Origin of the sequence: Thermomonas alba (assembly GCF_022419205.1) — a bacterium.
In the GTDB taxonomy this organism is placed as follows: Bacteria; Pseudomonadota; Gammaproteobacteria; order Xanthomonadales; family Xanthomonadaceae; genus Thermomonas; species Thermomonas alba.
On the sequence record NZ_JAJOZU010000003.1, the window covers coordinates 39610 to 53705 of the forward strand.

The 14096-nt window shown below is 68.9% G+C and carries 9 protein-coding genes; 3 read left to right on the forward strand and 6 right to left on the reverse strand.

Going from position 1 to position 14096, the window contains the following annotated elements; translation table 11 throughout:
* Positions 1-24 precede the first annotated feature (24 nt).
* The gene (gene fusA / locus ML342_RS05080; protein ID WP_240125867.1) at positions 25-2073 is read right to left on the reverse strand and encodes an elongation factor G; all 2049 of its coding nucleotides are present in this window, start codon (positions 2071-2073) and stop codon (positions 25-27) included.
* A gap of 272 nt (positions 2074-2345) precedes the next feature.
* Between fusA and ML342_RS05085 the strand changes: the two genes are divergently transcribed.
* Positions 2346-3002 (forward strand): glycine zipper 2TM domain-containing protein, encoded by a 657-nt coding sequence (locus ML342_RS05085; protein WP_240125869.1) that lies wholly within the window; start codon positions 2346-2348, stop codon positions 3000-3002.
* 88 nt (positions 3003-3090) lie between these two features.
* Here ML342_RS05085 and ML342_RS05090 read toward each other — a convergent pair whose 3' ends face one another.
* From ML342_RS05090 to ML342_RS05100, 3 genes are read right to left on the reverse strand one after another with little or no spacing between them, the layout of a single operon-like run.
* A complete protein-coding gene (locus ML342_RS05090; RefSeq protein ID WP_439655160.1) occupies positions 3091-3711 on the reverse strand; it encodes a response regulator in 621 nt (206 codons plus the stop codon).
* Positions 3712-3765: 54 nt separating this feature from the next.
* Entirely contained in the window at positions 3766-4656 is an 891-nt protein-coding gene (locus ML342_RS05095) for a hypothetical protein (RefSeq protein WP_240125871.1), read from the reverse strand.
* Positions 4657-4670: 14 nt separating this feature from the next.
* A complete protein-coding gene (locus ML342_RS05100) occupies positions 4671-6866 on the reverse strand; it encodes a M1 family metallopeptidase (RefSeq protein ID WP_240125872.1) in 2196 nt (731 codons plus the stop codon).
* Between the two features lie 136 nt (positions 6867-7002).
* On the opposite strand from ML342_RS05100, the gene ML342_RS05105 reads away from it, so the two are divergent.
* Positions 7003-9042, forward strand: a complete 2040-nt coding sequence (locus ML342_RS05105; protein WP_240125874.1) for a tetratricopeptide repeat-containing sulfotransferase family protein — start codon at positions 7003-7005, stop codon at positions 9040-9042.
* A 71-nt stretch (positions 9043-9113) separates the two neighbouring features.
* The gene (locus ML342_RS05110; RefSeq protein WP_240125876.1) at positions 9114-11669 is read left to right on the forward strand and encodes a TonB-dependent receptor; all 2556 of its coding nucleotides are present in this window, start codon (positions 9114-9116) and stop codon (positions 11667-11669) included.
* A 128-nt stretch (positions 11670-11797) separates the two neighbouring features.
* On the opposite strand, the gene ML342_RS05115 is transcribed toward ML342_RS05110, so the two are convergent.
* Complete coding sequence (locus tag ML342_RS05115; protein ID WP_240125878.1) at positions 11798-12727, reverse strand: peptidylprolyl isomerase; 930 nt, start codon at positions 12725-12727, stop codon at positions 11798-11800.
* Positions 12724-14064: a polyhydroxyalkanoate depolymerase gene (locus ML342_RS05120; protein ID WP_240126286.1), complete on the reverse strand. Its 1341-nt coding sequence runs from the start codon at positions 14062-14064 to the stop codon at positions 12724-12726. Before ML342_RS05120 ends, ML342_RS05115 begins: the two co-directional genes overlap by 4 nt.
* Positions 14065-14096 lie beyond the last annotated feature (32 nt).

Consider the following 14096-nt stretch of genomic DNA (forward strand, 5'->3'; position numbering starts at 1 on the left):
GGAGAGGATCCCCGCGCGACGGGTTCAGTCTTCCTCCAGGCGTGGCTTGAAGGCATCCATCAGGCGGCGCTGGACTGGCGCCGGAGCCGGCTCGTAGTGGCTGAAGTCCAGGCTGTAGCGACCGCGCCCGGCCGTCACCGATTTCAGTTCGGCGGCGTAGCCCTCCAGTTCCGCCAATGGCACCTGCGCGCGCACCACGATTTCGCCGCCCGGCAGGGAGTCGGTGCCGGTGATGCGCGCGCGCTTGGCGGCCAGCCCGCCGCTGATGTCGCCCATGTGCGCCTCGGGCGCGCTCACCTCCAGCTCCACGATTGGTTCCAGCACCTGCGGCTGCGCCTTGCTGATCGCGTCCAGAAAGGCGCGCTTGCCGGCGGTGACGAACGCGATCTCCTTGCTGTCCACCGGATGATGCTTGCCGTCATATACCACCACCCGCACGTCCTGGATCGGATAGCCGGCGATCGCGCCGCTGGCCAGCACCTGACGCACGCCTTTCTCCACTGCGGGAATGAACTGCCCGGGGATGGTGCCGCCCTTGACCTCGTCCACGAACTCGAACCCGGCCCCGCGCGGCAGCGGCGCGATGCGCAGGAACACTTCGCCGAACTGGCCGGCGCCGCCGGTCTGCTTCTTGTGCCGGTGGTGTCCCTCGGCCGGTTGGGCGATGGTTTCGCGGTAGGCGATCCGCGGTGGATGGGTCACCACCTCCACCCCGTAGCGTTCGTGCAGGCGCCGTAGCATCACCCGCAGATGCAGGTCGGACAGGCCGCGGATCACGGTCTCGTTGGTTTCGGCGCTGTGCTCGACCACGAATGCCGGGTCTTCCTCCGCCAGCCGGTGCAAAGCCAGCCCCAGCTTCTGTTCCTGGCCTTTGCTGGCGGCCGTCACCGCCAGGCTGAACATCGGGCGTGGCAGCGCCGGGGGTTGCAGATGGATGTGGTCTTCGTCGTGCGAGTCGTGCAGCACCGCATCAAAATGCAGATCCTCCACCTTGGCCACGGCCGCGATGTCGCCCGGCACTGCCTGCGCGATCTCCACGTGCTCCTTGCCCTGCAGGCGGTAGAGGTGGGCCACCTTGAACGGCTTTCGGCCATCGTCCACGAACAGCTGCATGTCCTTGCGCACGGTGCCCTGGTATACCCGGAAGATGCCGAGCTTGCCGACGAACGGGTCGTTGACGATCTTGAACACGTCCGCGATCACGTGCGCGTCGGGATCGGGTCTGGCCAGCACCGGCTCCGCATTGGGACCGAGCCCCTTGCGGAACGGCGGCGGATTGACCTCGCCGGGATGCGGTAGCAGGCGCTGGGCCAAATCCAGCCATTCGCGCACGCCCACCCCGGTGCGCGCGGAGACGAAGCACACCGGGATCAGGTGGCCCTCGCGCAGGCATTGTTCGAAGGCATCGTGCAGTTCCTGCCCGGACAGCCCGCCTTCGCCGAGATCGAGGTAGTGCTCCATCACCGTTTCGTTGATCTCCACCACCTGGTCGAGGATCTTCTGGTGCCAGTCGCCGACCGCGCCGAGGTCGCTGCTTCCGTCGCGCAGGGTGAAGCAGTCCACTACCCGCGCGCCCCCGTCGGCGGGCAGGTTCAGCGGTAGCACTTCCGGGCCGAACGCCTCGCGCAGCGCGGCCAGCAGCGCGCCGTGGTCGTGCCCGGCCTGGTCGATCTTGTTGACCACCAGCATCCGGCACAGGCCGCGCTGGTGGGCGTAGTCGAGCATCCGACGGGTGCCGTGGGCGATGCCGGAGCCGGCATCCACGACCACCGCGACGGTATCCGCAGCCGCCAGCGCCGCCAGCGCCGGGCCGCGGAAGTCGGGGTAGCCGGGGGTGTCGATCAGATTCAGGTGCAGACCCGGGCGGTCGAGGCTGGCGATGGCAGCGTCGATGGAGTGCCCGCGTTCCTTCTCGATCGGATCGAAGTCGGACACCGTGTTGCCGCGCTCGACCGTGCCTGCCGCCTGGAGTGCGCCACCGGCATGCAGCAGGGCTTCGAACAGGGTGGTCTTGCCGGTGCCGGGGTGGCCTGCCAGGGCTACGTTGCGGATCTGCGGGGTGCTATAGGACATGAGCCCGTTCCTCCTTCGCGTGCGGGTGGACGTGGCGTCATGGCGTCCGCGTTGCGCGCCGGAGCGTCGCGCTCGGCGGGCGGTCATGGCGAGCCTTCACCTTAGCGCAGTGGGCCGCCTGCGGTGCGTGCGCCGCAACATGGCGCGTGCCAGGCCATCTGTGGAGGGCGGACTGACGCGGCGCTAAACGCGGATGGCGGTATTCAGCCTCGCGTCAAGCACCGCCTTGCAGTGTTGGCCGCACCACCACTCCACTTGCGCGGGGAACCTCCATGAAGCGTTCGATCAGCTGCTTGCTCGCACTGGCGATGGTCACGGCCAGCGCTTCCGTAGCGGCGCAGTCTTACGGGAGTTATGGCGTCGAGGCCGGCAACAGCTATTACGACTATGCGCGGGTGATCCGGGTCGATCCAGTATTCGCCAGCGCCTATGGCGGTCGCCAGCGCTGCTACGAGAGCACGACACCCGGCAGTTATGCCGGAGAGGCCGGGTATTACGGCGACTATGGCGATTATGGCTATGGAAGTCGTTACGGCGGCGGGGACGACGGGCGGCAGGGCGGAAGCCAGGCTGGGCGTACCCTGGCTACCATCGCTGGCGGGGTGGTCGGCGCGGTGCTTGGAAGCAAGGTCGGCGGCGGCAGCGGCCAGGTCGCGGCGGCGGCGGTCGGGTCGATGGTCGGTGGCATCGCCGGGCGCCAGATCTACGACCAGTCGCAACAGTATCGCGCTTCACGTACCGGCACCGTTCGCGTGTGCGATCCCGAGCCGGTGCGCGGCGGTTACGGAAGCTACGGCGGCTATCGAAGCGATGCCGCGGTGAGCGGCTATGACGTCACCTACGAATACAACGGCCACCGCTACACCCGGCGGATGGGCTACAACCCGGGCGATCGCATCCGGGTGCGGGTGGAGGTCGTGCCCGAGTAGTCGGCGCGGCTGCGCTGTTCACGACGCTGCTCACGAAAGAACGGGGCCGCATGGCCCCGTTCGTATTGGGGGCATTGGAAGGGAGCCCTCACGCCGGTGCGGGCACCGACGGCGCGGTGCGCGTGCTGCCACGTGGGAGATGCCGCGGGATGCCGCTTTCGTCCAGCAGCGCTTCGATCCGGCTGAACACTTCCGGGCGCGAGAACGGCTTCTTCATGAAATCATCGGCCCCGATGCGCTGCACGTAGAACTGCTCGGTGGCCTGCGCATTGCCGCTCATCATGATGATCGGCACGTCCTTGGTCTGCGGGTCGCGGCGCAGCGTGCGCAGCGCGCTGAAACCGTCGATGCCGGGCAGCACGATGTCGAGGAAGATCAGGTCGGGCACTTCGCGGCGCGCGATCTCCAGCCCGCTCTCGCCGTCGTAGGCGACCAGCACCTCATAGTGGTTCTGCTGCAGCATGCGCTTGAGCAGGGCGACGATGGTCGGGGAATCGTCGATCACCAGGATGCGGGTACCCGGGCGGGCGTTGCGGCGATCGCGTTCGCGCCGCTCCGGGCCGGCATGCAGGGAATCCTCTTCGCCATGCGTATCGCCAGCAGGCTGGAAGGCAGGCGTGGGCGTGAAGCCGGTAGCGGGCCGCGCTGGCGGCGTGACGGTGGGCCTGGTCTGCGGTCGCTTGCGTTTGAACAGGTCGAAAATGGACACGTCGAAACTCCCCAGTGACGAACCGGGGGGATTCTATCCGGAACCGGGGGGATGTCAGCGCCGGGCGTGCGCGTCCTCGGCCAGCGCGCGCATCGCGAACAGCCGCGCCACCTTGCCCCAGGCCAGCGCGCCGGCGATGCCCAGGCCCAGCAGGAAAGCCAGCACGAAGCCGCCGACGCTTGCCGGCGCGACGTGTCCGCGCACGGCCAGCAGGAGCAGCGCCAGCAACAGGCTGCACGCGGTCGGCAGCAGGTAGGCGGCGAGCACCGCCAGCGGCCGCCGCAGCAGCAGCGTGAGGCCGCGCCACCAGGCCTTCAGCGCCGAGCGCAGGCGGGCATCGGCGGCCAGCCAGCCGCGCCCGGCCTCGAGGCTGGCATGCGCCAGCAGGAACAGCACGCCGCCGATCGCCAGGGCGATATTGCGGCCGCTGGTGACGGTCGATTCGAGGATGGCATGCTCGTGCAGCTTTTCATTGAAGCCGAGGGCGGCGGCACCGATCCCCAGCGCCAGCCCGAGTGGTACTACCGACCACAGCAGCAGGCGCAGCAGCGGGCCGTATTCGGCCAGTCCGCCGCGCAGCAGGTCGCCGAAGCCGAGCGCGCTGCGGCTGCGCGCGGCGGCGAGGGTGGCGCCGGCCAGCAGCGGCGACAGCAGCAGCATCAGTAGGGCCGAGACCCGCAGCAGTGAGGTCAGCAGCGGCATCGGCGCGTCGGGCGCGGCCAGCGCGCCGAGCAGCGGCATCGGGTCGTGGCCGGCGGCGATCGCCGGCGCCTGCGGGGAATAGTCCAGCAGGCTGCCCAGCCAGCTCCACACCGGCAGCGCGGCGACCAGGGTGCAGGCCAGGCCAGCGGCCACCCACAGCAGCAGCAGTCGCCACTGCAGGGCGGCGGCGAGGGCGCGCGGGGCGGCGGCGCGGGCGCGGAGGGGACGGATCGAGGTAGTCATCGGGTAGCGCCTCTTCAGACCGTGGCCAGCAGGGCCAGCAGGGAGTGCAGCAGTGCGGTGAATTCGCCGAACCAGCGGCGCGCGGCCTGCGGCTTCGGCTCCAGCGTGCGGCCGTCGTTCAGGCGATTGGCGTCCATCCGCACCCGGTCATCCGGGTCGAGTTGGGCCGCGACCGCCTTGGCCGGGGCCACCACCACGAAGCGCTGCCAGCTGCCCTGGGCGGTGACCGGGTAGTCGCGGTGGCTGCCGTCGGCGAAGTGGATGCGCAGGGTCTGCGGCGGCTTCACTGCGTCGCGGCGAACCACTACCACGGTGCGGTAGGGGAAAGCGCCCTGCCAGGGCTTGGCATCCGGATGCGCCTTCTTCCATGCCTCGCGGCGCTTGGCGATCGCGGCCTCGATGGCCTTGCTGCCCACCAGCACCTGGCGGCCCTGGTAGGCGTGGTAGCCCGGCAGCGGCAGCACTTCGCGGCTGGACAGGCTGGCGATGCGGTCGTCGGTGCGTCCGGTGGAGTACACGTAGGCGTCGAAGGCGGCATTGACGATGTCGGGACGGCCGGTGCCTTCGGCGAGCGCGTCGCGCAGGTCGGCGGCCGACGGATGGCGGAACTTCCAGCGCTCGTAGTACAGCTTCATCGCGCGTTCCATCGCGGGGGTGCCCACCAGCGCCTCGATCTGGCGCATGGCGGTGGCGGTGCGCGAGTACACGGTGCCGTAGCTGGCGCTGGACAGGCGATCCCAGGAGTTGGCGCCCAGCGGGTCGGCCGGATCCTGCAGCGCGGCGCCCAGGCGCTCCATGTCGAACGGGGTGATCCGGGTGCCGATCCCGAACCAGCGCATCCACGGCAGTTGCAGCACCAGGTCCTGCTTGCGCGCGCTCATCATGCGCTGGTCCCAGTACTCGTTCATGCCCTCGTCGAGCATGGGTTCCTCGAACTCGTTGGAGCCGAGGATGCCGTAGAAGTAGCCGTGGCCGAACTCGTGCACGGTGACGAAATCCAGCATCCAGCGCGGCAGGCTGCCAGGGGTCACGGTATCGGTGTGGTCGGCGGTGAAGAAGGTGGGGTACTCCATGCCGCCGGCTTCCTCGGCGCCGTAGGGCGGCACCACCGCGGTGGCGGTCTTGTAGGGATAGGGGCCCAGCGTCTTCGAGAAATAGTCCAGCGCATCGATGGTGGCCTGCAGCACCGGCTCGGCGTTGCTGGCGTATTCCGGCGGGTACAGCACCTTCACCTCCACCGGGCCGCGCGGGCCGGCCCAGGTCTTCACCAGTGGCTTGGCGAAGCGTTTGTCGGCGGTCCACGCGAAATCGTGCACGTCGTCCTGCACGTAGCGGTGGGTGGTCTTGCCGTCCTTCTCCACCGGGGCGCCCACCTGCTGCCCGGTCGCGCCCACGGTGTAGCCCTTCGGTACGGTGATGCGCACGTCGTAGCGGCCGTAGTCGGCGTAGAACTCGCTATGCAGGTGAAACTCGTGGGCGTTCCAGCGCGGCGCGGTCGCGCCGCGTTCGCCCGGCAGCTCCAGCACGGCGATCTTGGGGAACCACTGGCCGACCAGGTGGAAGCTGCCGTAGTAGCCGGTGCGCGCCACCACCCGCGGCAGCTGGTCGAAGAAATCGATGTCCAGCGTGGTGCTGGCGCCCGGCGCCACCGGCTGCGGCAGGTCGATGCGGACCACGCTGCGATCGGTCTTGGGGCCGTTGTCCGGCTGCACGAAGGTCCACTTCGCCGCGCGTCCGGCCTGCGCCACCCTGTCGAGGCGGATGTAGCCGTATTCCCCGTCCTTGGTGGCGACATTACTGCGGAAGCCGCTGCTGCTGGCCCGCTGCTCGGTCATGAAGGTGCTGCCCGGCCCGGAGAAGGCGTTGAGGTACAGATGCAGGTACACGCTGCACACCGGCTGCGCACTGCGGTTGCGCCAGGTCAGGGTCTGCTTGCCTTTGACGGTGTGCCTGGCCGGGTCGAGCTCGGCGTCGATCGAATATTCCACCACTCGGTCGGACAGGGTGGCTTCCTGGCCCGTGCGTGGCCCGCCCCAGGCATCGGCCGCGCTGGCCGTGCGCACCGCGGCCGCATTCGGCGCGGCCAGCGGGATGGTCGCGCAGCCGGTGGGCGCGGCGACGCTGGCGGCAGGCGGCCTGGCGGCAGAAAGCGCCGGTGTCAGTAAGAGCAGGGTGGACAGGGCAAGCGTGGCCCGGTGGCGGCTGTGCATGAAATCCCCGGCGACATACCAATGAGCGAGATCGCCAACGATGTGCCATCCCGACAGGCGTGGCAACATGCCGGTAGTCACGTCGAGCGGGAAAGGCAATGAGGCGCATGGGAATGCAGCGACAGGAGCATGGGCGATGAGCGCGGCGACGCCGACGGCGGGAGTCGAAGCCGCGCTGGCGCAGGCCTTGCGCTTGCTGGAAGCCCAGCCGGCGCTGGCCGCCGAGCAGGCGCGGGCGATCCTGGAGGCGGTGCCTGGCCATCCCGGTGGCGAGCTTGTCCTCGGCATGGCGGAGACCGCGCTGGGTCAGCATGCCGCGGCGCTTCAGCGCCTGTCGGCGCTGGCGCAGGCGCAGCCGGGATCGGCCATGACCTGGCTGGCGCTGGGGCGCGCACATGCGGCGCAGGGCGAGCAGGCGAGGGCGCAGGCCTGCATGGAGCGTGCGGTCGCGCTGCAGCCGGCGCTGCCCGGCGCCTGGCTGGCACTGGCCGACCTGCTCCTGGCGAGCGGCGATGCCATCGGCGCCGATGCCGCCTACCAGGCCCACGTGCGGCAGAGCGTGCGGGATCCGGAACTCATGCTGGCCGCGGATGCGCTGGCGCGCGGCGACCTGCCGGATGCGGAGACCCGGCTGCGCGCGCGCCTGTCCAGGCATCCCACCGATGTCGCCGCGCTGCGCATGCTGGCCGAACTCGGCGCGCGCCTGGGCCGCAACGAGGAGGCCATCGTCTTGCTGGAGCAGGCGCTGGCACGCGCGCCGGGGTTCGCCGCGGCGCGTCAGAACTATGCCGCTCTGCTCAATCGCGAAAACCGCCACGACGAGGCCTTGGTGGAGGTCGATCGCCTGCTGGAGCGCGATCCCGACAACCAATCGCTGCACAATCTGCGCGCGGTGATCCTGGGCAAGCTGGGCGATTTCGACGCCGCGATCAATGCTTATGAGCGTGTGTTGACGCGCCTGCCCGGGCAATGGCAGGTGTGGCTGGGCTATGGCCACGCGCTGAAGACCGCCGGGCGCACCGCCGATGCGATCGCCGCCTATCGCCGCGCGATCGCGCTGAACCCCGGGTTCGGCAGCGCCTGGTGGAGCCTGGCCAATCTCAAGACCGTGCGCTTCGATGCCGCTGACATCCAGGCGATGCGCGCGCAGCTGCGGCGCGCGGATCTCGATGACGATGCGCGGCTGCATTTCGAGTTCGCGCTGGGCAAGGCGCTGGAGGATGCGGGTGAGGATGCCGACGCATTCGCCCACTACGCGCGTGGCAACGCCCTGCGGCGCATGCAGTTGCCTTACGATGCCGCGCTGGCGCGTGAGCGGACCCGCCGCGCGATCCGCACCTACACCCGCGAGTTCTTCGCCGCGCGCGCCGGTGCCGGCTGCCCTGCGCCAGACCCGATCTTCGTGGTCGGCATGCCGCGCGCCGGCTCCACCCTGATCGAGCAGATCCTGGCCAGCCATCCGCAGGTGGAAGGCACCATGGAACTGCCGGCGATCATCGCCATCACCCGCCAGCTGCGCGAGCGTGCCGGCAATCCGGAAACCACGTCCTACCACGACGTGCTGGCCGCGCTTCCGCCCGAGGAGCTGGAGGCGCTCGGGCGCGACTACCTGCGCCGGGTGCAGCCGCAGCGGCGCGAGGGGCGGCCGCTGTTCATCGACAAGATGCCCAACAACTTCGCTCACGTCGGCCTGATCCACGCGATCCTGCCGAATGCGAAGATCATCGACGCGCGCCGGCATCCGCTGGCCTGCTGTTTTTCCAACTTCAAGCAGCACTTCGCGCGCGGCCAGGCCTTCAGCTATGACCTGGCCGATCTCGGCCACTACTACGCCGACTACGTGATGCTGATGGCGCATTTCGACGCGGTCCTGCCCGGGCGCATCCACCGCGTGTTCCACGAGGCGATGGTGGAGGACACCGAAGCCCAGGTGCGTGCGCTGCTGGCCTATTGTGGTCTCGAGTTCGACGAGCGCTGCCTGCGCTTCTTCGAGAACCCGCGTGCGGTACGCACTGCCAGCTCCGAGCAGGTGCGGCGGCCGATCTACCGGGAGGGCCTTGAGCAGTGGCGGCGGTTCGAGCCGTGGCTGGGGCCGCTGAAGCAGGCGCTGGGGCCAGTGTTGGAGGCTTACCCGGCAGTGCCTGCCGATTGGAACGAGTTGTTGAAAACCGGTTAAAACAGGTTTAAACCTTGCAGCACTCCGGCTGTCTGTCACCGCGCCGGCATCATCACTTTGGGGAGTCAAGCATGTCTGCACAACACGCTGTTCGGCGGCACCACGTCCGGCGCGGGCCGGTATTCCGCAAGATCCCACTGGCGGTTGCGGTGGCCCTGGCCTTTTCGGCGCCGGCCTGGGCGCAGGACGCCAATCCGCCGGCTGCGGCCCAGGACGCGCCGGCCAAGGACAACAAGGACAAAGATACCCGCACCTTGGCCACGGTGACGGTGACCGCGCAGAAGCGCGAGGAGAACCTGCAGAAAGTGCCGATCAGCCTGCAGGTGCTGGGCAATACCCAGCTCGAGCAGCAAGACGTGGCGTCGTTCAGCGACTACGCCAAGCTGATTCCCAGCCTGAGCTACGGCACCGCCGGCGGCGGCGTGTTCTCCGGCCCTGGCTTCGTGCAGGTGTACATGCGCGGTGTCGCCAGCGGCGGTGACGGCAACCACTCCGGTTCGCAGCCCAGCGTTGGCATGTACCTGGACGAGCAGCCGATCACCACCATCCAGGGCGCGCTCGACATCCACATGTACGACATCGACCGGGTGGAGGCACTGGCCGGCCCGCAGGGCACCCTGTACGGCGCCAGTTCGCAGGCGGGCACCGTGCGCATCATCACCAAGAAGCCCGACCCGTCCGGCTATGCGGCGGGCTTCGCGGTGGAGGCCAATGCCATCGACGGCGGCGGCATCGGCCACGTGCTGGAGGGCTTCGTCAACCTGCCGATGAACAACAACACCGCGGCGGTGCGCCTGGTGGGCTGGCAGAAGCACGACGCCGGCTGGGTGGACAACCTGCACGGCACCCGCACCTACCCGACCTCGGTGATCACCGCGGACAACGCCGCCTTCGCCAAGAACAACTACAACACTGCCGACACTGCCGGCATGCGTGCGGCGATGCGCTTCAACATCGCCGATCGCTGGACCATCACCCCGCAGCTGATCGCGCAGAAAATGAAGGCGCACGGCAGCGCCGGCATCGACCCGCTGGTGGGCAGCGCCAGCGCCGGCTACGACAGCTCCTACGGCAAGACCGCGGTCAAGCACTTCTATCCGGAGTTCTCGGACGACCGCTGGTACCAGGCGGCAATGACGGTGGAAGGCAAGGTCGGCAACTTCGACCTGACCTACGTCTTCTCGCACCTCAAGCGCGATGTCGATTCCGCCGCCGACTACAGCGACTACGGCTACTGGTACGACGCGCTGGCCGGCTATGGCGCGTACTTCTACGACGACAGTGGCAACCTGATCAACCCGGCGCAGCACATCACCGCCCGTGATGGCTACAAGCGCACCAGCCACGAGCTGCGCCTCGCTTCGCCGCAGGACAACCGCCTGCGCCTGGTGGCCGGCCTGTTCTGGCAGAACCAGAGCCACGACATCCTGCAGAACTACCAGATCGACGGGCTGGCCAGCGTGCTGTCGGTCAGCGGCTGGCCGGATACCATCTGGCTGACCCGGCAGAATCGCAGCGACCAGGATCGCGCGCTGTTCGGCCAGCTCAGCTATGACCTCACCGACCGTCTGGAAGCCAACATCGGCGGCCGCTGGTTCCATGCGCGCAACAGTCTCAAGGGCTTCTTCGGGTTCGCCAATGGCTATTCGTCGCAGACTAGCGTGCCCCCGGATGCACGCTATGGCGAGGCGGCCTGCTACGCCAAGTACGGCGCCCCGTCCAACTGGCAGTCCTATAAGGGCGCGCCGTGCCTGGTGTTCGACAAGCAGGTCAAGGAAAACGATTCGATCTATCGCGCCAACCTCACCTGGAAGCTCAGCGATACCAAGCTGGTGTATGCCACCTGGTCGGAAGGCTACCGGCCTGGCGGCATCAACCGCCGCGGCACGCTGCCGCCCTACAAGTCGGACTTCCTGACCAACTATGAGGCCGGCTGGAAAACGTCCTGGGCCGATGGCAGCCTGGTCTTCAACGGCGCGGTGTTCCGCGAGGACTGGAAAGACTTCCAGTTCTCCTACCTCGGCCAGAACGGCCTGACCGAGATCCGCAACGCCAACCAGGCGCGCATCTACGGCCTGGAGACCGACCTGGTCTGGGCAGCGACCTATAACCTGCAGATCACCGGCAGCTTTGCCTGGTACGACGCCAAGCTGGCCGCCAACTACTGCGGCTGGCTGCGTCCGGATGGCACGCCAGAAACCGTGTGTCCGGCCGGCACGCTGGATCCGAACGGCAACGCGGTCAGCGGCCCGCAGGCGGCCAAGGGCACGCAACTGCCGATCACCCCGCGCTTCAAGGGCAGCCTCAACGCGCGCTATACCTTCGACCTCGGTCCGGGCGAAGCCTACTGGCAGGCCTCGCTGTCGCACGCGGGCAAGCGCCGGGTGGACCTGCGCGCTGCCGAGACCGCGCTGCTGGGCTATCTGGATGCCTATACCCTGGTCGATCTCTCGGCCGGCTGGCGCAAGGACAGCTGGGCGATCGACGTGTTCCTGAAGAACGCGTTCAACACCCGTGCGCAGATGACGCGGTTCGCCGAGTGCGCCGCGCTGACCTGCGGCCATGAGCCGTACACGGTGATCGCGCAGCCGCGCACTCTGGGCATTCGCTTCAGTCGCGAGTTCTGAATCGCGGCTCCGGGGCCCGGGAGGATCCCGGGCAATGCGCAAGGCGGCCATCCGGCCGCCTTGCGCGTCATCGCGTCCGCGCCTCTATGCCGTGCAGGCACGCCGCCGTGCAGGCACGCCGCTGGGGATCAGCGCGTGGATGGGGCCTCGCGCACCGGCAGCGGCACGTTGCACAGGTCGATGTGGCCGGCCGGCTGGGTGTAGAAATCGTCCACCCGGTTGCGGCGCGCTTCGGTGGCGTCGCGGAACGCCTGGCTGTCGGTGCGTAGCAGCTGCAGGTGGCTGCGCTCGGCCTCTGGTACCTCGCTGGCCAGCTTGATCGACAGGATCGGGGTGCGCTGCTTGGGATCGTTGTAGAAGCCCATCGGCGCCGGTCCGCGCGGGATCACGCTGAGCAGCTCCATGCCCTTCACCACCCGGCCGACCACGCTCAGCTGGTGGTCGAGCGCGCGCGGGGCCTGCCCGATCACCACGTACAGCTCGGCGCCGATGCTGCTGTCCGGCGGCGTATTGCGGCCGGCGCCGACGATGCCGTAGCAGTGCGCCATCCAGACCTTGCCGGTCTTGGGATCGCGCGCAGCGGGGAAGCCGTCCACGAAGCCGACCTGCGGCGCCCAGCCGTCCGCGTCCGGCAGGCGGTCGAAGCGCACGCCCTGGTCGCTGCGGGTGAACTCGGCCGGCAGGTGGGTGCGGGTGCCGGGCGGGTAGGGCTTGGCCTTGGCCGGATCTTCGCCGTCGGGGTCGCCGAACTGCACCACGAAGTTGTCCTGCGCGCGATAGATGGAAAGCCCATCCCAGAACCCGCCGCGGGCCATCGTCTTGATGTTCGCCACGTGCTCCGGCGCGAAACCGGGGGCCAGCTCGATCACCACCCGCCCGGCGGGCAGCTCCATGTACAGGGTGTTGGCCGGATCGAGGTCGCGCCAGGCGCTGGCCGGGGCGGCATCGATGATCTCCTGCGCGGACTTGCGCTTGGGCGGCTGCGCGGCATCCGCGGCGTGCAGGTCGGCGGTCAGCAGGGTGAGCAGGGCGGTGGCAAGCAGCGTGATGCGCATCATCGGGCTCCGGTGGTCGCAGCGCCCAGCATAGCGCGCCGCCGATCGTCGCCGGCCGCCCTTACACCTTGGGCGCGCGCCTGCCGCGGGGCGCGCGCGCCGGCGTGGGCGCGGATGAAGTCGCGCACCTGCGGGTACACCTGGGTGCGCCAGCGGCGGCCGCTGAAGATGCCGTAATGGCCGGCGCCCTCCACCGTGAGGTGGCGGTGGTCCGCTGGCGGAATGCCGGTGCACAGCGCATGCGCGGCGCGGGTCTGGCCCTGGCCGGAGATGTCGTCCAGTTCGCCCTCGACGGTCAGCAGCGCGCAGCCGGTGATCTTCGCGGGATCGACCCGCTCGCCGGCCACGTCCCACCGCCCGCGCGGCAGCAGGTGCTGCTGGAACACCACCCGGATGGTGTCGAGGTAGTACTCGGCGGGCATGTCCAGCACCGCGTTGTATTCGTCGTAGAAGCGGCGGTGCGCCTCGGCCGATTCCAGGTCGCCCTTGACCAGATTCTGGTAGAAGTCCCAGTGCGACAGGCTGTGGCGCTCGGGATTCATCGCCACGAACCCCAGGTGCTGCAGAAAGCCTGGGTACACCCGGCGGCCGGCGCCGGGATAGGTGGCCGGCACGCGGTGGATGAGCGCGTTCTCGAACCACCACAGCGGCTGGCGGGTAGCGAGGTTGTTGACCGCGGTCGGCGACTGCCGGGTGTCGATCGGGCCGCCCATCATCGTCAGCGTGCGCGGGATCGCTTCGCCGCGCGCGGCCATCAGCGAGACCGCGCCCAGCACCGGCACGGTCGGCTGGCACACGCTGATCACGTGCAGGTTGGCGGCGCCGATGTGGCGGATGAAGTCCTGCACGTAGGCCACGTAATCGTCCAGCGTGAACGGCCCCTGCGCGTGCGGCACCATGCGCGCGTCGGTCCAGTCGGTGATATACACCTTGTGGTCGGCCAGCAGGGTGCGCACGGTGTCGCGCAGCAGGGTGGCGTGATGGCCGGACAGCGGCGCCACCACCAGCACCGTCGGATCGTCCTTCATCCGCGCCAGGCCGTCGGCCTGGTCGTGGTAGCGCTTGAAGCGCAGTAGGCGGCAGAACGGCTTTTCGAGCTCCACCCGTTCCACCACCGGGATCGGCACGCCGTCCACCTCGATCTGGTGAATGCCGAACGCGGGCTTTTCATAGTCCTTGCCCAGCCGGTACAGCAACTCGAACGCGGCGGCGGTGCGCTGTGCGCCCGGCAGGGCCGCCAGCCAGCTGTCCGGGGCCGAATACATCTTGGCCCCGGCATTCGCCCAGTAGGCATATGGGGCCATCCCGGCGCGCCAGAGTTCGTGCAGTTCGTAGAGCAGCATCGCGATGGTGTCCGTCGCTTCGATTGCGG

Excerpts from the sequence above, each read along its gene's own strand:
- fusA (WP_240125867.1), bottom strand. The coding sequence starts at position 2,073 with ATGTCCTATAGCACCCCGCAGATCCGCAACGTAGCCCTGGCAGGCCAC.
- ML342_RS05085 (WP_240125869.1), top strand. The coding sequence starts at position 2,346 with ATGAAGCGTTCGATCAGCTGCTTGCTCGCACTGGCGATGGTCACGGCC.
- ML342_RS05095 (WP_240125871.1), bottom strand. The coding sequence starts at position 4,656 with ATGACTACCTCGATCCGTCCCCTCCGCGCCCGCGCCGCCGCCCCGCGC.
- ML342_RS05100 (WP_240125872.1), bottom strand. The coding sequence starts at position 6,866 with ATGCACAGCCGCCACCGGGCCACGCTTGCCCTGTCCACCCTGCTCTTA.
- ML342_RS05105 (WP_240125874.1), top strand. The coding sequence starts at position 7,003 with ATGAGCGCGGCGACGCCGACGGCGGGAGTCGAAGCCGCGCTGGCGCAG.
- ML342_RS05110 (WP_240125876.1), top strand. The coding sequence starts at position 9,114 with ATGTCTGCACAACACGCTGTTCGGCGGCACCACGTCCGGCGCGGGCCG.
- ML342_RS05115 (WP_240125878.1), bottom strand. The coding sequence starts at position 12,727 with ATGATGCGCATCACGCTGCTTGCCACCGCCCTGCTCACCCTGCTGACC.